Raw genomic sequence first — 19,569 nt, forward strand, 5'->3', positions numbered from 1 at the left:
CATGACTGACTGGCCGCTGGCTCAAACCTATCGCTTCAACGGGCACTCTGTCCGTTACGCCGTGCGTGGCGACGGCCCGCCGTTGGTGTTCGTGCATGGCACGCCGTTCTCTTCGTTTGTGTGGCACCGGATTGCGCCGCACTTCATCACGTCGCACCGGGTGCATTATTTCGACCTGCTGGGTTACGGGCTGTCCGAGAAGGTCGAAGGCGATGTGTCGCTGGGGGTGCAGAACGAGTTGTTGACCCAACTGCTGGAGCATTGGGGTCTGGATTGCCCGGATGTGGTGGCCCACGATTTCGGCGGCGCGACGGTGCTGCGCGCGCATCTGCTGAACGGCAAGGACTACCGCAGCCTGACGCTGATCGACCCGGTGGCGTTGACGCCGTGGGGTTCGCCGTTCGTGCAGCAGGTGCGTCAGTATGAAGCGGCGTTCAGCGGCGTGCCCGATTACATTCAGCGGGCGATTGTGTCGGCCTATGTTCGCGGGGCGATCAAGCGCGACATACCCGACGATGAACTCGCGCCCTACGTGCAACCGTGGCTGGGCGATCCGGGGCAAGCGGCGTTTTACCGGCAGATCGCGCAGATGGATCAGCGCTATACCCGTGAGGTCGAGGGGTTGTACCCGACGGTTCGTTGCCCGGTGCAGATTCTGTGGGGCGAGGATGATCAGTGGATCCCCATCGAGCGTGGCCGCGCGCTGCAGCAGATGATTGCGGGGGCGCAGTTTCACCCAATCCCCAATGCCGGGCATCTGGTTCAGGAAGATGCACCGGAGGCGATCGTCGCCGCGCTGCTGCGTTTTCTCCCCAAATCCCCCTGAAAACACCCAGTCCTTGTAGGAGCCGGCTTGCTGGCGATAGCGGTGTGTCAGTCGGCACATATGTTGCGTGTCATACCGCGATCGCCAGCAAGCCGGCTCCTACAAAAAGCGGTGTTTCTTCAGTTGGTCCCGATCAATGGCGGGCATTTTTCTTTCGCTGCCGTGGTCAAAGTTCACATCTGTCCGATGCTCGATTTCCGTTGCCGCGCTAATGTCTATAACTGACGCGCCAGCGCACTACTACAAGATCTCCAAAAGGATTCGCCTGATGCACATCATCAACGCCCGCCTGCGCAACCAAGAAGGCCTGCATGAGTTGCACCTGGAAAACGGCCTGATCAGCAATATTGCCCGTCAGACCGAAGCGCCGACCCTGGGCCCCGATGATCTGGACGCCGGCGGCAACCTGGTGGTGCCGCCCTTCGTCGAACCGCACATCCACCTCGACGCCACGCTCACCGCCGGCGAACCGCGCTGGAACATGAGCGGCACGCTGTTCGAAGGCATCGAATGCTGGGGCGAGCGCAAGGTGACGATCACCGAGGAAGACACCAAGACCCGCGCCAGGAAAACCATCCAGGCCCTCGCCGCCCACGGCATCCAGCATGTGCGTACCCATGTCGATGTCACCGACCCGCAGCTGACGGCGCTGAAGGCGATGCTCGAAGTGCGCGAGGAAAGCCGGCACCTGATCGACATGCAAATCGTCGCTTTCCCCCAGGAAGGCATCGAGTCGTACCGCAACGGTCGTGAGCTGATGGAAGAAGCGATCCGCATGGGCGCGGACGTGGTCGGCGGGATTCCACATTTCGAATACACCCGCGATCAGGGCGTGAGCTCAGTGAAGTTCCTGATGGACCTGGCCGAACGCACCGGCTGCCTGGTGGACGTGCATTGCGATGAAACCGATGACCCGCACTCGCGGTTTCTCGAAGTGCTCGCCGAAGAAGCCCGCAGCCGCGACATGGGCTCGCGGGTCACGGCCAGCCACACCACGGCCATGGGCTCGTACGACAACGCGTACTGCGCCAAACTGTTTCGCCTGCTCGGGCATTCGGGGATCAGTTTTGTCTCCTGCCCCACCGAAAGCATTCACCTGCAAGGGCGCTACGACAACTTTCCGAAACGTCGTGGCGTCACTCGGGTGAATGAATTGCTCGAAGCGGGGATGAACGTGTGCTTCGGCCAGGACTCGATCGTCGACCCGTGGTATCCGCTGGGTAACGGCAACATTTTGCGGGTGCTCGAAGCGGGTTTGCACATCTGTCACATGCTCGGGTATCGCAACCTGCAAAGCGCGCTGGACCTGGTCACCGACAACAGCGCCAGGGCGATGAACCTGGGGGAGCGGTATGGACTGGAGCGCGGGCGGCCGGCGAATTTGCTGATTCTTTCGGCAGACAGCGATTACGAGGTGATCCGCAGTCAGGGCTTGCCGCTGTATTCGGTTCGTGATGGGAAGGTGTTGATGAAGCGGCAGATGCCGGTGGTGGAGTTTTTTGGTGAGCAACCCTGAGTTTTGTGTTGGCTGAGCTGACGCCTTCGCGGGCAAGCCTCGCTCCTACAGGGATCGCCGAACCTGTAGGAGCGAGGCTTGCCCGCGAAGGCAATCTCAAATTCACCCCATCAACCGCGCCGTACCAAACAAACTGACCCGACTCAATTCCCCGTCTGTTTCCTCCAACAAAATCGGCGCCGTCCCACCAGGCATCACCACCTTCACCTCACCCGCCACCACCCAACCCACGCGCCACGCCGCACACGCCACCGCGCTCGCACTGGTACCGGACGACGCCGTCGGCCCTTCCCCACGTTCAAACACCCGAGCAGCAATTCGCCCCGCTGACTCGCGCATCGCCCATTGCAAATTAACCCCCGTCGGGCACGGTCGCCCTGCCCCGGTCGGCATCGCGTAGGCAATGCGCGTCAACCCTTCGGACAATCGCGCTTCGCGCATCTGCTCATTGGCGGGCAATGCCTCGGCATCGTCCACAAGCGTTACGCAATGCGGATTGCCGACCCGCACGAACTGGCTGCGGGACCAGGCGGGATCCAGCGCCGACAACGATTGAACGTGGCTGAGCCCACGACCGTTGAATGCCACATCGGTCACCCCTTGAGCACTGACCGCCTCGGGCCCGAACGCCGGTTTGCCCAGATCCAGCCAGAAACCCTGCACACCCTCGACCTGCGCGCGGTTCACCGATATCTCACCGGGCGAAGGCGTGTCGGCCTTGTCGTGATGAACCCTGAGCACACACGGCGCGTTTTCCGGAAACAGCCCTTGGTCGCTGAGCGCCTGGGAGAAAATCGTCAGCCCGTTGCCACTGCGCTCGGCCAGGGTGCCGTCGGTGTTGACGATCAACAGATCGAACGGCGGCGACGTTTGAAACGGGCCGACTAGCAGACCGTCGCAACGATGGTCCTTGCTGCCGGGCGGTTGCGTGCCCGGCGCCCAGGCACAGAACGCCTCGATGGCCGACACTGCCCAGGTCGTGCGGGTTTGCGCCGCCAGACTGGCCTGTTCAGGTAAATCGATCCCTTCGCGGCGCACTGCATCCGGCGCCACTACCGCGTAGATATTGCCTCGAGCATCGTAGAACGGCGTCATGACGCCTCCCGTGTAAACATCACAGGCGTGCAACATATCGCGAAACCGCGACGGGCTGTGCAAGGATGTCACCCTGCCTGACCGCGAAACCGTCCGGACACTGATCGAACCTCATGGGTGAGTCACTGTCCCTTGGGGACGCGACGTTTTTTGCCAAGGATCGATATGACCAACCTCAACACGCCCACCACTTTCGTGCCCGGACGCCTGGAACAGATGTCCACGCGCATTGCCTTTTTCATCGCCGGTTTCGGGATTGCCGCGTGGGCGCCGCTGGTGCCTTACGCCAAGGCCCGGGCCGGGCTGGATGAAGGCACCCTCGGTTTGCTGCTGTTGTGCCTGGGGGTGGGCTCGATTCTGGCGATGCCGATGGCGGGGTTGCTGGCCACGCGTTTCGGCTGCCGGCGCGTGCTGACGGGCGGTACGTTGTTGATCTGTCTGGCGCTGCCACTGTTGGCGACGGTGTCCTCGGTCCCGGCGCTGATAGCGGCCTTGTTCATGTTCGGCGCGGGCCTCGGCACGGTGGATTCGACGGTGAACCTGCAAGCGGTGATCGTCGAGCGCGCCAGCGGCAAAACCATGATATCGGGTTTCCACGGGCTGTTCAGCCTCGGCGGGATTGTCGGGGCGGCGGGCGTCAGTGCCCTGCTCGGCTTTGGGGTTTCTCCGTTGGGGGCGATGCTGGTGGTGATCGTGCTGCTGCTGATCGCACTGTGCAAAGCCGCGCCGCACCTGCTGCCGTATGGCAGCGAAAGTTCCGGGCCGGCCTTTGCCATTCCCCACGGCATCGTGCTGTTTATCGGCGGCATGTGTTTCATCGTGTTCCTCGCCGAGGGCGCGGCGCTGGACTGGAGCGCGGTGTTCCTGGCGCAGGAACGCGGGATCGACACGGCCTATGCGGGATTGGGTTATGCGGCGTTTGCGCTGACCATGACGGCCGGGCGGTTGACCGGTGACAAGATCGTCCGGCGCCTAGGCGCGACACGGGTGATCGTGTTCGGTGGGCTGACGGCCGCTACCGGCCTGTTTCTGGCGACGTTCGCACCGAGCTGGGAGATGGCGCTGGTGGGTTATGCGCTGCTGGGCGCGGGCTGCTCGAATATCGTGCCGGTGCTGTACACCGCCGTGGGCAAGCAGACGGTCATGCCTGAAAGCATTGCCGTGCCGGCGATTACGACGCTGGGTTACGCGGGGATTCTGGCGGGGCCGGCGGTGATCGGGTTCATCGCCCACGGCAGCAGTTTGAGTTTTGCCTTTGGGCTGATGGCGGTGTTGCTGGTGGCGGTTGCCATTGGCGGGAAGGTGTTGAAGGCCTGAAAAGCATCGCCGGCAAGCCAGCTCCTACAAGGATCGTCAGTGCACACACTATCTATGTGCGAAACAACTGTAGGAGCGAGCGGTGCGGCGATCCGACTTGCCCGCGAAAGCGGTGGGTCAGGCGCCATTTCTATCGACTGGACAGCCATCTTCGCGGGCAAGCCTCGCTCCTACAGGGATCTCCAGCGAACACAGATTCTGTGCACGCCGGCGATCTTGTAGGAGCTGGCTTGCCGGCGATGCAGGCGACTCGGTCTATCAGAACCCGACACTGGCCTGCACGAAGAACGTGCGCGGTGCGCCGACGTACATGCCCGAGTTGTTGTCGCTGGAGCGGGTGAAGTACTGTTTGTCGAAGATGTTTTTCACCCCGGCGCCGACTTTCAGGTTCGATAGCTGCGCGCCGAAGTCATAACCGCCCCGCACGTTCCAGGTGACGTAACCAGGAATGTCGCCGTACTGACCGTCGGCAGTGCCTTCGGTGATGTAGTTGTTGGTGAAGCTGCCATTGGAATTCACGGCAACGCCCGGCGAACGTTGTTTGGACTGGGCAAACGCATCGACGTTGTAGGTCCAGCGGTCGATGTCATATCGCAAGCCGGCAGTTGCGACCTGGCGCGAATAGAACGGCAGGTCACGGCCCTTGAAGCCCGGAATCTCCCCTTCATACACGGCACGTGTGTAGGTGAAACCGGCGTTGGCGCTCAGGCCGTCGAGCCGTGGGTCCAGTGCCGCCATGTCGTAATGCACCGATGCTTCAACGCCCTGGTGCGTGGTTGCGCCGAGGTTGGTCCAGCCCGCATCGTTGCTGATGTACTGCAACTCTTTATCGAAGTCGATGTAGAACAGCGTCACTTCGCCGCCCCACACATCATCGTTGTAGCGCGTGCCGAGCTCGTAGGTCTTGGCTTTTTCCGGCTCCAGACCGTTGGCGGTGCTGTCACCCGTACCGCCCTGACCGAGCTGGAAATACTGCAGGCTGCCGAACGAAGTCTCGTAGTTGGCGAACAGTTTCCAGGCATCGGAAATGTGATACATCACGCTCAAGGCCGGCAGCGGCTCGTTGCTTTCGATGCTGCGATTCTTCTCCGTCACACGCTTGCCATCGGCATCGCGTCCGGGGCGCTCATGCCAGTCGGTGCTGATGTGCTCGAAACGGATGCCGGGGGTAATCGTCCAGTTGCCGACGTCGATCTTGTCGTCGAGGTAAACGGAGTTGGCTTCCGTACCGCCGGTGCGGTCCTGGTACACATGGCCGTCCGAGGCCTTGGTCACGACAGGCTCGTTGCTCTTGTTCAGCTCCAGACGGGTCGCCTGTTCGTGCATGCCTTCCTTGAGGTAGCGATAACCGACGCTGACTTCCTGGGTGGTCGGGCCCACGTCGAACACATGGGACACCCGCGGTTCGATGCCGAAGGTGTAATAGGTACGCGGGAACGAGCCGATAGTCTTCTGGTCGCGGGCGGCGATGTTGCTGCCACGGAAGCTGTCGGAGTAGTACGTCAGCACTTCTGCCTGGGTACGGTCATCGATCTGCCGTGCCCACTTGAACGAGACGTCCTTGCGGCGCCCGCTGAAGTTGTCGTTGTTGCGGTCGGACTGAAACGGATTGGCGTCGTACTGCGCCTGAGTCAGGCCGCCGGGCATGTCGGCGCTGGCGTCGTAGTAATGCAGGTTGAGGCTGAAGTCGTCGACATCGGTCGGCGCCCAGTGGGTCTTGAGCAGCACGTCGTCGATGTCGTTGCCGTTGTTGCGCTCACGGTAACCGTTGCCGTTCACGCCCGAGTACAACAGCGCCACGCCCATGCCGTTGTCCGCGGTACCGCCGGCAAACGCCGTGTCGATGTGCTTCCAGCCACCGTGCTTGGAGGTTTCCAGGGTGGTGCCGATTTCGGCGGAGGCTTTTTCCGGGATTGCGCGGGTCACGAAGTTGATCACACCGCCAACGTTTTGCGGCCCGTAGCGCACGGAACCGGCACCGCGCACCACGTCGATGCTGTCGAGGTTACCCGAGGAAATCGGCGCCATGGACAGCTGCGGCTGGCCATACGGTGCGAATGCGGCCGGTACGCCGTCGATCAGCACGGTGGAGCGTGGCGACAGACGCGAAGTCAGGCCGCGCACGCCGACGTTCAGGGAGATATCGCTGCCGCCAGTGCCGTTGGCTTCTTGCACTTGCACGCCGGGCACGCGCTTCAACACGTCGCCGACGTTCATCGCGCCTTGCTCGACCATGGCTTCGCGACGAATCACCGTGCGGGCGCCGGGATGGTTCTGCACCACGGCGGCATCGGCGTCACCGAGCCAGTCACCGACGACCTTGATGTCAGTCACGCCCAGTTCCAGCGGGCCGTTGGTGGCGGAAGTCGGCGATGGAGCCGGCGTCAGGGTCACCGAACCTTCGTCGATCTGATACTCGAGACCGCTGCCCTGCAGCAATTGGCGCAAGGCTTGCTCCGGCGAAAGGTTGCCATCCACCGCCGGGGCCTGTTTGCCGGCGACCAGTTCAGGACTGAAAAAAACCTGCAACGAGGTTTGCTGGCCGAGCTCGCTCAGCGCCTGACCCAAGGGTTGCGCCGGGATGTGAATGGCATCGGCGGCAAAGGCCTGGGGCAGCGCAGCGTTGACCGCCAGCGCAAGGGCCAGCGGCAACCAAAGGGAGTTGTTGTTTTTAGCGGTGGTTTTTTTCACGTCGAACGTAGTCCTGTGGATCGCAAGAGTGTGCGCCTGTTAATGCAAACCAGTTGCAGTTGGACAGGAAGACGATCAACTCGAAAAAAACCTGAATTTATTTTGAAATTATTTCCTGACTGCCGTCATCGAGGGTGCGCACGGCCACCGGCAAGATGGTCGGCAAGGCCTTGAGCAGCGCGTCGGTGTTGTCGGATTTGAACACGCTAGTCAGGCGCAGATTGCCCACTGTGTCGTTGCCGACGGTGAGTGGCTTGTCCCGATAACGCGACACTTCCTCGGCCACTTCGGCCAGGCTGGCGTTGTTGAACACCAGTTTGCCGTTGCGCCAGGCCGTCAATTCCGCAGGGTTGACCGCATAGGCCGCGGCCACTTTGCCCTGGGCATCAATGCGCGTTCCCAGGCCAGCGGTAAGGTTGACGAACTCATTGTCCGCCGCGCCGTGCCCCTGAACCCTGACCGTGCCCTGCTCCACCACGACCCGGGTGTCACGAGCGCCGCGACGCACATCGAAGCGCGTGCCGGTGACCGTGACCTTGCCGCTGCCCGCTTGGACCACGAATGGCCGATCGCTGTCATGGGCGACGCTGAACATCGCCTCGCCTTGCGTCAATTCGATGCCGCGCTGACTTTTTTCAAAGCGCACCTGAAGACGACTGCGGCTGTTCAGGTCGATCACCGAACCGTCCGGCAGCGCCACCTGGCGACGCTCGCCCATGGTCGTCGAATACTCGGCGGTGTATGACGCCGGTTGATTCAAACCGCTGAACAGGCCCAGGCCCAGCGCCACGGCCACCACACTGGCCGCCACCGCATAACGCACCAGCGGCCGACGTTTGCTGCGCGCCGACGGGGTTTCGCACAAGGCTTGCAGTCGCGCACGCGGCACCAGGTCGGCGGCTGTCCACAGGCCCTGAAGCAACTGAAATTCGTCGCGGTGCTGAGGGTGCTCGTTCAGCCAGTACTCGAAACGCTGGCGCTCTTCGACGTCAATGGCCGGCTCCTGCAAACGCACAAACCACTGCGCCGCCTCATCGCGAACCGTCGTTTGCCCGCACGCGCAATCACGAGTATCCATCATGGAAGTTCCTGTTTGGCTGGGGATGAGAGTGCACGGCCGATCATGGTTGCAAACCGTCGAGGCGGTCGCGCAGATGCCGCAGGGTGCGGATCATATACTTTTCCACCATGTTCTTGGACAGTCCCAGGCGTTCGGCGATTTCAGCCTGGGTCAGCCCTTCGATCTTCTGCCACACAAAAACCTTGCGACAGTTGACCGGCAACTCGGTGAGCGCCCGTTCAATGGAATCAGCCAACTGGATCGCATGCATGAAATGCTCCGGGTCGCCGGACGACGACACACTGTGATCAACCGCCTCCGACTCCATGGCGCCCCGCCGATCCTCACGCCGATAACCATCCACCGCGATGTTGCGCGCAGTCTGGTGCAAATACGCCCGGGGCTGCTGCACCGCCGCCGAATCGGACTCAAGCACCCGCACGAAAGTGTCGTGGGCCAGATCCTCGGCCTGCTGACGATTTCTCAGGCGACGGGTCCAGGTGCCAACCAACTCTTCGTAATGCTCGAAAAAGCCGTGTCTGCGGGGCAACTTGGGGGTCATTGCGGTGTGCTGTGATGACGGGGCGTGAATAGTAATGCTTCCTATTAACCGGAAGCAATGGATTCCAGACAGCCAACTCGCCACCACTCGTCAACGAGAAAAGTTGATTTAGGCACACAGCCAAAGGATTCTGGCAGGCATCCAAAAGAAGCCAGCCACAAGCTGTAGCAAAGTGCAGTCATGCCAGTCACCGGCGTTCGTCCAGGAATTCAGACATGTTCACCTCCTTTGCCTCACTGAAAAGAAAACCCCTCGCCCGCCTCGCGCTGGCCATCAGCCTTGGCACGCTTGGCCTGCCTTACTGGGCGGGCACCGCTCAGGCCCATGGCGGGCACGCCGAGATGGTGCCGCTGCAAGCGGGCCTTGAGGAGTTTGGGGCCACGGTGAAATGGGACGACTACGCCGACCTGTTCGTGATTGCCAAGGACGGCGTTTATCTCAAGGTCAAACCGGGCAGCAAGGTCGCCATGCTCAACGGCAAACGGATGGAGCTGAGTGTGCCGGTGGTGTTCAAGGGCAAGACCGCTTTCATGTCCAAGGACTTCATCAATCAGGTGTTCCAGTCCGGCCTGGACAAGACCTTTGTCGTCGAGACGCGCCCTAACCCGCTCAACCCGCTGAGCGCGGATGAGATCAAGACCGCTGTCGAGATCATCAAGCAATCGGAGCACTACAAACCCGGTTTCCGCTTCACGGAAATATCGGTCAACGAGCCGCCGAAGGATCAGGTGTGGAATTTCGTCTACAGCGGGCAAAACGTCGCCCAACCGCGCCAGGCCAACATTGTGGTGCTCGACGGCAAGCATGTGGTTGAAGGCCTGGTCGATCTCGACAGCAAGACGCTCAAATCGTGGAAGCCGATCGAAGGCGCCCACGGCATGGTCCTGCTGGATGACTTCGCGACGGTGCAATCGGCGATTGAAGCGAGCCCCGAGTATGCGCAGGCGCTGACCAAACGCGGTATCAGCGATGTGAAGAAGGTGGTGGCCACGCCGTTGACGGTCGGTTACTTCGACGGCAAGGACGGCCTGGCGCAGGACAAGCGCCTGTTGAAAATCGTCAGCTATCTGAATACCGGTGATGGCAACTATTGGGCACACCCGATCGAGGGGCTGGTGGCGATTGTCGATCTGGAGCAGAAGAAACTGATCAAGATCGAAGACGACGCGGTCATTCCGGTGCCGATGAAATCGACGCCGTACGACGGACGCGGGCGTAAGGGCACGTCGGTCAAGCCGCTGGAGATCATCGAGCCCGAAGGCAAAAACTACACCATCTCCGGCAACAGCATTCACTGGCAGAACTGGGACTTCCACGTTCGCCTCGACTCGCGGGTCGGCCCGATCCTGTCCACCGTCACTTATGACGACAAGGGCAAGAAACGCAAAATCATGTACGAAGGCTCGCTGGGCGGCATGATTGTGCCTTATGGCGATCCGGATGGCGGCTGGTACTTCAAGGCTTATCTCGACTCGGGCGATTACGGCATGGGCACGCTGACCTCGCCGATTGCGCGCGGTAAAGATGCTCCAGAAAACGCCGTGCTGCTGGACGCCACCATTGCCGACTACACCGGCGCCCCGACTTCGATTCCCCGCGCCATGGCGGTGTTCGAGCGCTACGCCGGCCCGGAATACAAACACCAGGAAATGGGCCAGCCCAACCTCAGCACCGAGCGTCGCGAACTGGTGGTGCGCTGGATCAGCACCGTCGGCAACTACGACTACATTTTCGACTGGGTCTTCCAGCAAAACGGCACCATTGGCATCGACGCCGGCGCCACCGGCATTGAAGCGGTCAAGGGCGTCAAATCGAAAACCATGCACGAAGCCACCGCCAAGGAAGACACGCGCTACGGCACGCTGCTGGACCACAACATCGTCGGCACCACGCACCAGCACATCTACAACTTCCGCCTGGACATGGACGTGGACGGTGAGAACAACTCGCTGGTGGAAGTGAACCCGGTGGTAGCCCCGAACGACCGTGGCGGGCCGCGCACCAGCACGATGCAGACCGAAACCAAAGTCGTCGGCACCGAGCAGCAAGCCGCGCAGAAATTCGACCCGTCGACTGTTCGCCTGCTGACCAATACCAGCAAGGAAAACAAAGTCGGCAACCCGGTTTCCTATCAGTTGATTCCGTACGCCGGCGGCACGCACCCGGTGGCCAAGGGTGCCAATTTCGGCAAGGACGAATGGCTCTATCACCGCCTGAGTTTCATGGACAAACAGCTGTGGGTGACGCGCTACAACCCGGAAGAAAAGTACCCGGAAGGCAAGTACCCGAACCGCTCGGACAAGGATGCGGGGCTTGGGCAGTTCACCCACGACAACCAGTCCATCGAAAACAGCGATGACGTGGTCTGGCTGACCACCGGCACCACGCACATCGCCCGTGCGGAGGAATGGCCGATCATGCCGACCGAGTGGGTGCATGTGCTGTTGAAGCCGTGGAATTTCTTCGATGAGACGCCGACGCTGAACCTCAACGTGCCGCAGTAATGCGCCCCCCTGTAGGAGCCGGCTTGCTGCGGGCGGCGTTCCGACGATCGCGGTGAGTCAGTCGAGATTAATGTTTCTGACACACCGCCATCGCCAGCAAGCCGGCTCCTACAGGGGGTAATGTGTTTTCAAGGGGTCGGTCAGGCGTGTTTTTTGCGGTACTCACCGGGCGAAATGCCGAAGCGCGATTTGAACGCGGTGGAAAAGTAGCTCGAATCGGAAAAGCCCCATGAATACCCCAGCACCGACAACTTCTGCTCGGTACGCGTTTGGCGCAGGGACTCCGCGCACAAATCCAGTCGCCGATTCTTGATGTACCGCGCCACCACCAATCCCTTCTTGGCAAACATCCGGTACAAACCACGCGTCGACATTCCCACCTCGCGCGCCAGCCATTCGGGGCAGAGGTCTTCCGAGCGGATGTGCTCATCGATGAAGCCCAGGGTCTTGCGAAAGAGGCGCTCATGCACGTCCGCGCATGCTTCGCTGTGACTGATGGCCGGACGCAACAGGCTGACAATCGCCTCCAGCGTCGCTTCGCTTTCTGCCCGACTCAGGCATTGCTGGTGCGTGGCGTCCAGAATCAAACGGTGCGAAAGCATCGCGATGGGGGATGTCGCGGCGATCCGGTGACCGCACTGGACCGGATTGAAGCGCAGGGTTTGCTCGACCAGTTGCGACGGCAGAATCAATGACAGCTGCCGGGAGTTTTCACTGTAGGTAAAGTCGCTGGGGCGCGAGGCGTCGATCAGCGTGATATCCCCGGCCGACAGCAACACCTTGCTGTCGCCCTGAGCCATGCCGGCGCTGCCATCGAGCTGAAACACCGCAAAGTATTTACCGTCCTCGCCCGCCGCCACTTCGTGAGGCGTGCGGTACAGCCGTGCCTGGCGGGCATCGACAAAACTGAGCTTCAGCGCGCCGTCCTGGTGCTCGCGGATCTGTCCGGCAAACTCATCACCCAGGGGTTGCGCATTGAAGGCGCCACAGATCTGGTTGATCTGATGAATCCACTGATCGAAGCCATCACGGCGCTGTGCAATTGAAGAAATCATGTCGGGCCTCACGCAGGCTTGTTTTTATTATCTACGCCAATCCACGGGTTCTCCTGAACAGTGCCGCTCCTACGGAAACAGACGGGTTATTTAAGCCCGCCAAAGCGCCGATAAAAGCTTTCGCCCACGTCCGGCAACGGACCATCGGCGGTTTCCAGTGCAGTGTTCAACCACTCTTCGGCCTTGGCGTAGATCAGCCGGTAAATGTTGCGGCACAACTGGCGGGCGGCGCGTCCTTCCCAATCGCCGGGCAACAACTCGTCCGGCAATTGCGGGTCACGCAGCAGCAGTTTGCGGTACTCGTGAATAAGCAGGACCCGTGCCAGGAAGCAGTCCGACGGTTGCAGGTTTTCCTGCTCGCGAAGCGCTTGCCAGAGCGGTCGGAACAGTTGGATGAACTCGCTGTAATGGGCCGCCAGCTCCTCGATGTTCCAGCTCTCGCGCACCTGCAAACGCAGGGCCTTTGAGGCAAGCACGTCTTGTGCGGTGGTTTCGAAGACGATGGTGTCTTCCTGGGCACCCAGGTCGAGCAAGGTCGCGTTGACGTCGGCCCGATCACTGCGCGGGCAGGCCAGCACGGCGGGCGAGATCGCACCAAAACCTTGCCACTCCAGTTCTTCGCGCACTTGTTTGCGCTTGTCCTGGGTCAGTTGCGTAAGCATCACCAGGCACCACGAACCGTCCCAGGCCGGAACGGTGGAGCTGTAGACCCGCTTGAAGGCTTTGTCGAAACGCCGACGGCCGGCGCCGGTCAGGCTGTAGTAGCTACGGCGCCCGACTTTTTCGGCGGTCAGCCAGCCTTCCTTGGTCAGGCGAAAAATCGAGGTGCGGATCAGCCGTTCATTGATGCCGATGGGCTCGAGCAACTGAATCAGGCTGCCCAGCCACACCGTGCCGCCGTGGGGTTCGATGGCATCCCCGTACAGCGTGATGATCAAGGAACTGGCGCGGATCGGCGTCTGCTCCTGGAAGCGGGTAATCAGATGGTTCAAGGGTGTCAGGGACGACATGGGCGTACCGAGCTGAAAAAAGAAAAGGAATATACCGAATGTCCGCCGGTTAATTGCAAATCCCTGTAGGAGCGAAGCTTGCTCGCGAAGGTGTGTCAGCTAAAGGGTTGTCGACTGACACACCTTCGCGAGCAAGCTTCGCTCCTACAGGAGAACAACTTTCATAGAGAACTGCCCTTGGGCCGCAGGCCGCTGTCGCTGATACGCGGGCGGTCGGGCTCCGGTTCGGTCAGCGGCTCGCAGACTTGCATCTGCTCCAGGCAACGCTTGGCCAGTTGCTGATACTCGCGAGTGCCCGCCTGCTTCCACGACACCTCTTCATCGCTGAGGCTGCGCTTGACGCTGGCCGGCGCGCCCATGATCAGCGACTGCTCGGGGCCTTCGAAACCGGCCTTGACGAAGGCCGCCGCCGAGACGAATGAGCGAGCACCGATGCGCGCATTATCCATCACCACCGCATTCATCCCCACCAACGCGTCGGCGCCAATCCGGCAGCCGTGCAGCACCGCGCCATGGCCGATGTGACCGTTGCGCTCAACCACGGTGTCGCTGTCCGGGAAACCGTGCATCACGCAGGTGTCCTGCAGATTGGCGCCCTCCTCCAGCACGATCCGGCCGAAGTCACCGCGCAGACTCGCCAGCGGACCGACGTAGCAATGGGGACCGATGATCACGTCGCCGATCAGCACGGCGGACGGGTGAACGTAAGCGCTGGGGTCAACCACCGGAGTCAGGCCATCGAGGCTGTAGCAAGTCATGGGGCGTTTCCTTATTAGAGCATTCACAAAGCGATGCCGATGTAGACTCATTTTGTATCACATCACTTTTACATTAACAAAGCACAAAAACCGTATCACTTACAAAGCCACTGGCCCGCCGCGTCTATTTAGACGACAAAACCCCGGCTAAAACCAATAAAACAGGCGCATCCAGCGCTTGATCAAAGCCATTCAAACCACAACCATAAAACCACAAACCCGACGATAGGACACATTAAATCTATTTTTGTATTGCATTTACGTATCACGTTATAGGTATACTCCGGCAAAACCGGCCTACGCGCCGATCCAATAATGAGCCGGCATTACAGCCGAGCGTGCACCGTGAGGGCATCCGCCATGCCTCTAACCCTTGCTGTCGAATTCCACGAACCGGGCGTCCGCCTGATTACCTTGCAGCGTCCGCAAGCGTTGAATGCCCTGACCACCCAATTGCTGGGTGAACTGGCGGACGAACTGACGGCCGCGCAAGCCGATGCCGAGACCCGCGTCGTGGTCCTGACCGGCAGCCGCAAAGCCTTCGCGGCCGGTGCTGACATCAAGGAAATGGCCGAACGCAATCTGGTCGGCATCCTCGACGACCCGCGCCAGGAGTCATGGCAAACCATCACCCGCTTCAACAAACCGCTGATCGCCGCCGTCAACGGCTTCGCCCTCGGCGGTGGCTGCGAACTGGCGATGCACGCCGACATCATCATCGCCGGCGAGGACGCACGTTTCGGCCAGCCGGAAATCAATCTCGGGATCATGCCCGGCGCCGGCGGCACTCAACGTTTGCTGCGCGCCGTCGGTAAATCCATGGCCATGCAGATGGTCCTGACCGGCGAGCCGATCGACGCCCGCCAGGCCCAGCGCGCCGGGCTGGTCAGCGAAGTCACCCAACCGGAATTCACCGTCGAGCGTGCGCTGCAGATCGCCCGCAGCATTGCCACGAAAGCACCGCTGGCGGTGCGCCTGGCCAAGGAAGCGCTGCTCAAGGCGATGGACACCGACCTCGCCAGCGGCCTGCGTTTCGAGCGCCACGCCTTCACCGTGCTGGCCGGCACCCGCGACCGCGACGAAGGCATTGAGGCCTTTCAGCAAAAACGCACGCCGACCTTCACTGGCCAGTAATCCGGCCATCGATAACGAATTCGAACGACCTCCCAGAGAACGCCAAGACCATGAACTTCGAACACATCCTGTTTTCCATCGAGGCCGGCGTTGCCCTGCTGAGCCTCAATCGCCCGGACCAACTCAACAGCTTCAACACGCAGATGCACGGCGAAGTGAAGGAAGCGCTCAAGCAGGTTCGACAGAACCCGGACGTGCGCGTACTGCTGCTGACCGCTGAAGGTCGCGGTTTCTGCGCCGGGCAAGACCTCAGCGACCGCAATGTCGCGCCGGGCAGCGCCGTGCCGGATCTGGGTGAGTCCATCGAGAAGTTCTACAACCCGCTGATCCGCCAGTTGCGCGACCTGCCGCTGCCGGTGATCTGCGCGGTCAATGGCGTGGCGGCCGGCGCCGGCGCCAACATTCCACTGGCTTGCGACCTGGTATTGGCAGCGCGTTCGGCGAGCTTCATCCAGGCCTTCTGCAAGATCGGTTTGATCCCGGATTCCGGCGGCACCTGGACCTTGCCGCGCCTGGTCGGCATGGCCCGCGCCAAGGCGCTGGCCTTGCTCGGCAATCGCCTGAGCGCCGAGCAAGCCGAGCAATGGGGGCTGATCTACCGCGTGGTGGATGACGCCGAATTGCGCAATGAAGCCCTGACCCTCGCCCGTCATCTGGCCACGCAACCGACGTACGGCCTGGCGCTGATCAAGCGCAGCCTCAACGCCAGCCTGAGCAACACCTTCGACGAACAACTGGAGCTGGAAAAAGACCTGCAACGCCTGGCCGGGCGCAGCGAGGATTACCGTGAAGGCGTCAGCGCGTTCATGGAAAAACGCAGCCCAAGTTTCAAGGGGCGCTGAGTCATGACCGCACTGAACACTAACGCGCGCATCGCGGTGATCGGCGCCGGGGCCATGGGCGCAGGCATTGCCCAGGTCGCGGCGCAGGCCGGTCATCCGGTATTGCTGCTGGACAATCGCCCCGGCGCTGCGGCCCAGGCCATTGAAGGCATTGATCGACAACTGGGCAAACGGGTCGAGAACGGCAAACTGTCCGCCGAGTCGCGCAGCGCAACGATTGCGCGCCTGCACGCTGTGGAAGTCATCGAAGCGCTGGCCGAGTGCGAGCTGATCATCGAAGCCATCGTCGAAAACCTTGAGGTCAAACGCGCACTCTTTCGCCAACTGGAAGGCATCTGCGGTGAGCACTGCATTCTGGCGAGCAACACTTCGTCGCTGTCGATCACCAGCATCGCCGCGCAGCTGAACCATCCGCAACGCTTGCTCGGCTTGCACTTCTTCAACCCGGCGCCGCTCATGGCGCTGGTGGAAATCGTTTCCGGGCTGGCCAGCGATCCGGCGTTGGCCGAGTGTCTGTACGACACCGCCAAAGCCTGGGGCAAAAAACCCGTACACACCCGCTCGACACCGGGCTTTATCGTCAACCGCGTCGCCCGCCCGTTCTACGCCGAAAGCCTGCGCCTGCTGCAGGAAGGCGCGGCGGATTGCCCGACGCTGGATGCGCTGATGCGCGAGGCCGGTGGTTTTGCGATGGGCGCCTTCGAACTGACCGACCTGATCGGCCATGACGTCAACTATGCCGTGACCTGTTCTGTGTTTGATGCCTATTACGGGGATACACGTTTCCTGCCTTCGCTGATTCAGAAGGAATTGGTCGACGCCGGGCGCCTGGGTCGCAAAAGCGCCCATGGCTTCTACCGTTATGCCGAAGGCTCCGAGCGACCACAGCCGACCTCTATCAGCAGCGATCACCCGGTTGAAACCTGCGTCGTGGAAGGTGATCTCGGCATCGCCAACGCGTTGATTGCGCGTCTGCACGAACATCAGATCAACGTCATTCAGCGCGATGGCCAAGGCCTGTTGAAAGTCGGCGATGCGGTGCTGGCGCTTAGCGACGGGCGCATGGCCTGTCAGCGGGCGAAAGAAGACGGGCTGCGCAATCTGATCCTGCTGGACCTGGCCTTCGACTACGGCAAGGCCAGCCGCATCGCCATCAGTTGCTCGGCAGACATCTCCCCTTCGGCACTCGAACACGGCGTCGCACTGCTGCAACGCGCTGGATTCACCGTCAGCCAACTCAGCGACAGCCCCGCGCTCGCAGTGTTGCGCACGGTGGCGATGCTCGCCAACGAAGCCGCCGACGCCGTGCTGCAAGGCGTGGCCTCGGCCGCCGACATCGATCTGGCGATGCGCGCCGGCGTCAATTACCCGCAAGGCCCGCTGGCCTGGGCCGACGCCATTGGCCTCGCGCACATCCTCAACGTGCTGGAAAACCTGCAAACGAGCTACGGCGAACAACGCTATCGACCGTCGCTGCTGTTGCGCCGCCGCGTCGCTGAAGGGAGGACGTTCCATGACTAATCACGAAGCAATGAACCTGGCCAGCAACTGCGCGCAAACGATGTTCAAGCGCGACGCCGCGAGCCAGGCCATGGGCATGCGCCTGCTCTCGGCGGCACCGGGCTGCGCCCGCGTCGGCATGAGCGTGCGCGCCGACATGATTCAGGGCCACGGCACTTGCCACGGCGGTTACCTGTTCGCCCTCGCCGACTCGGCGTTTGCCTTTGCCTGCAACAGCTACAACGAAGCCACCGTGGCCATCGGTTGCAGCATCGACTACATCGCCCCGGCACGCCTGGGCGACACCTTGACCGCCGATTGCACCGAGCAGAGCCGCTCCGGTCGCACCGGCAACTACGACGTGCGGATTGAAAACCAACTGGGCCAGCTGATCGCGCTGTTCCATGGCAAATCCTACAAAGTGCGCGGCGCTGTGCTCGCGCAGGAGACCCCGAATGAATGACGCCTTGATCATCGACGCCGTGCGGACCCCGATCGGCCGCTACGCCGGTGCCTTGAGCAGCGTACGCGCCGACGACCTCGGTGCAGTGCCGTTGCGCGAACTGCTGCGCCGCCACCCGCAGGTCAACTGGAATGCCGTGGATGATGTGATCTACGGCTGCGCCAACCAGGCCGGCGAAGACAACCGCAACGTCGCGCGTATGTCGGCGCTGTTGGCCGGGTTGCCGGTCAGCGTGCCGGGCACCACGCTCAACCGCTTGTGCGGTTCCGGGCTGGATGCCATCGGCACCGCAGCGCGGGCGATTCGTTGCGGCGAAGCCGGGCTGATGCTGGTCGGCGGCGTCGAATCGATGTCCCGCGCGCCGTTGGTCATGGGCAAGGCCGAACAGGCCTTCTCCCGGGATGCGCAGGTCTACGACACCACCATCGGCTGGCGCTTCGTCAATCCGCTGATGAAAAAAACCTACGGCATCGACTCGATGCCGGAAACCGCCGAGAACGTCGCCGAGCAGTTCAACATCTCCCGCGCCGACCAGGACGCCTTTGCCCTGCGCAGCCAGCAGCGTGCCGGCGCGGCCCAGGCCAGTGGGCGTCTGGCCAAGGAAATCGTCGCGGTGGAAATCCCGCAGCGCAAAGGCCCGGCCAAAGTCGTCGAGCATGACGAACACCCCCGCGGCGACACCACGCTTGAGCAGTTGCAGAAACTCGGCACGCCGTTTCGCGAAGGCGGCAGCGTCACCGCCGGCAATGCCTCCGGGGTCAATGACGGCGCTTGCGCGCTGTTGCTGGCCAGCCCGGCGGTCGCCAAACGCCACGGCCTGAAGGCTCGCGGCCGGGTTGTGGCCATGGCCACTGCCGGTGTCGAGCCGCGCATCATGGGCATCGGCCCGGTACCAGCGACGCGCAAAGTGCTGGAACTGGCCAACCTGAGCCTCGCCGACATGGACGTGATCGAACTCAACGAAGCCTTCGCCGCGCAAGGCCTGGCGGTGTTGCGCGAACTGGGTTTGAGCGACACCGACCCGCGGGTCAACCCGAATGGCGGCGCCATCGCCCTCGGCCACCCATTGGGCATGAGCGGTGCGCGGCTGGTCACCACCGCCCTGCACGAACTGGAAGAACGTCAGGGCCGCTACGCCTTGTGCACCATGTGCATCGGCGTCGGCCAGGGCATTGCGCTGATCATTGAGCGCTTGTCCGACTAAAGAATCGCGATTCCCGGGGAGCCTAGAGGTAT

General features: G+C 61.9%; 16 protein-coding genes. 9 read left to right on the top strand and 7 right to left on the bottom strand.

Going from position 1 to position 19,569, the window contains the following annotated elements:
- Position 1: 1 nt before the first annotated feature.
- Positions 2-826 carry an alpha/beta fold hydrolase gene (locus K5R88_RS11740; protein WP_226299993.1) on the top strand — a complete coding sequence of 275 codons (825 nt, stop codon included), beginning with the start codon at positions 2-4 and terminating at the stop codon, positions 824-826.
- Between the two features lie 268 nt (positions 827-1,094).
- Positions 1,095-2,342 (top strand): cytosine deaminase, encoded by a 1,248-nt coding sequence (gene codA, locus K5R88_RS11745; protein WP_226299994.1) that lies wholly within the window; start codon positions 1,095-1,097, stop codon positions 2,340-2,342.
- A 102-nt stretch (positions 2,343-2,444) separates the two neighbouring features.
- Here the strand turns inward: codA and K5R88_RS11750 are convergent, their stop codons facing one another.
- The gene (locus K5R88_RS11750; protein ID WP_226299995.1) at positions 2,445-3,437 is read right to left on the bottom strand and encodes a diaminopimelate epimerase; all 993 of its coding nucleotides are present in this window, start codon (positions 3,435-3,437) and stop codon (positions 2,445-2,447) included.
- A gap of 165 nt (positions 3,438-3,602) precedes the next feature.
- On the opposite strand from K5R88_RS11750, the gene K5R88_RS11755 reads away from it, so the two are divergent.
- Entirely contained in the window at positions 3,603-4,754 is a 1,152-nt protein-coding gene (locus tag K5R88_RS11755; protein WP_226299996.1) for an MFS transporter, read from the top strand.
- Positions 4,755-5,012: 258 nt separating this feature from the next.
- Here K5R88_RS11755 and K5R88_RS11760 read toward each other — a convergent pair whose 3' ends face one another.
- From K5R88_RS11760 to K5R88_RS11770, 3 genes are all read right to left on the bottom strand, one after another.
- Complete coding sequence (locus K5R88_RS11760) at positions 5,013-7,445, bottom strand: TonB-dependent siderophore receptor (RefSeq protein ID WP_226299997.1); 2,433 nt, start codon at positions 7,443-7,445, stop codon at positions 5,013-5,015.
- Positions 7,446-7,542: 97 nt separating this feature from the next.
- Complete coding sequence (locus K5R88_RS11765) at positions 7,543-8,526, bottom strand: FecR family protein (RefSeq protein ID WP_226299998.1); 984 nt, start codon at positions 8,524-8,526, stop codon at positions 7,543-7,545.
- Positions 8,527-8,566: 40 nt separating this feature from the next.
- On the bottom strand, positions 8,567-9,067 hold the full coding sequence (locus K5R88_RS11770; protein WP_008025288.1) for a sigma-70 family RNA polymerase sigma factor: 501 nt from the start codon (positions 9,065-9,067) through the stop codon (positions 8,567-8,569).
- 215 nt (positions 9,068-9,282) lie between these two features.
- On the opposite strand from K5R88_RS11770, the gene tynA reads away from it, so the two are divergent.
- Complete coding sequence (tynA, locus tag K5R88_RS11775; protein WP_226299999.1) at positions 9,283-11,571, top strand: primary-amine oxidase; 2,289 nt, start codon at positions 9,283-9,285, stop codon at positions 11,569-11,571.
- A 140-nt stretch (positions 11,572-11,711) separates the two neighbouring features.
- Here the strand turns inward: tynA and feaR are convergent, their stop codons facing one another.
- The 3 genes from feaR to paaY all read right to left on the bottom strand — a co-directional run bounded on the left by feaR (position 11,712) and on the right by paaY (position 14,394).
- Entirely contained in the window at positions 11,712-12,626 is a 915-nt protein-coding gene (gene feaR, locus K5R88_RS11780) for a transcriptional regulator FeaR (RefSeq protein WP_008038301.1), read from the bottom strand.
- A gap of 86 nt (positions 12,627-12,712) precedes the next feature.
- Complete coding sequence (gene paaX, locus K5R88_RS11785) at positions 12,713-13,636, bottom strand: phenylacetic acid degradation operon negative regulatory protein PaaX (protein WP_008025283.1); 924 nt, start codon at positions 13,634-13,636, stop codon at positions 12,713-12,715.
- Between the two features lie 161 nt (positions 13,637-13,797).
- On the bottom strand, positions 13,798-14,394 hold the full coding sequence (gene paaY, locus K5R88_RS11790) for a phenylacetic acid degradation protein PaaY (RefSeq protein ID WP_008038299.1): 597 nt from the start codon (positions 14,392-14,394) through the stop codon (positions 13,798-13,800).
- Positions 14,395-14,754: 360 nt separating this feature from the next.
- Here paaY and paaF point away from each other — a divergent pair, with 360 nt between their 5' ends.
- Genes paaF through pcaF form a run of 5 tightly spaced genes read left to right on the top strand, consistent with a single transcriptional unit; the run spans position 14,755 to position 19,537 of the window.
- Positions 14,755-15,528 (top strand): 2,3-dehydroadipyl-CoA hydratase PaaF, encoded by a 774-nt coding sequence (paaF, locus tag K5R88_RS11795; RefSeq protein ID WP_226300000.1) that lies wholly within the window; start codon positions 14,755-14,757, stop codon positions 15,526-15,528.
- A 50-nt stretch (positions 15,529-15,578) separates the two neighbouring features.
- Positions 15,579-16,370 carry a 2-(1,2-epoxy-1,2-dihydrophenyl)acetyl-CoA isomerase PaaG gene (gene paaG / locus K5R88_RS11800; RefSeq protein WP_226300001.1) on the top strand — a complete coding sequence of 264 codons (792 nt, stop codon included), beginning with the start codon at positions 15,579-15,581 and terminating at the stop codon, positions 16,368-16,370.
- A gap of 3 nt (positions 16,371-16,373) precedes the next feature.
- Positions 16,374-17,891 carry a 3-hydroxyacyl-CoA dehydrogenase PaaH gene (gene paaH, locus K5R88_RS11805; protein ID WP_226300002.1) on the top strand — a complete coding sequence of 506 codons (1,518 nt, stop codon included), beginning with the start codon at positions 16,374-16,376 and terminating at the stop codon, positions 17,889-17,891.
- Entirely contained in the window at positions 17,884-18,333 is a 450-nt protein-coding gene (gene paaI, locus K5R88_RS11810) for a hydroxyphenylacetyl-CoA thioesterase PaaI (RefSeq protein WP_008025274.1), read from the top strand. Before paaH ends, paaI begins: the two co-directional genes overlap by 8 nt.
- A complete protein-coding gene (pcaF, locus tag K5R88_RS11815) occupies positions 18,326-19,537 on the top strand; it encodes a 3-oxoadipyl-CoA thiolase (RefSeq protein ID WP_192228902.1) in 1,212 nt (403 codons plus the stop codon). The genes paaI and pcaF overlap by 8 nt, the downstream gene beginning before the upstream one ends.
- Positions 19,538-19,569 lie beyond the last annotated feature (32 nt).

Origin of the sequence: Pseudomonas sp. MM213 (assembly GCF_020423045.1) — a bacterium.
Classification (GTDB): Bacteria; Pseudomonadota; Gammaproteobacteria; order Pseudomonadales; family Pseudomonadaceae; genus Aquipseudomonas; species Aquipseudomonas migulae.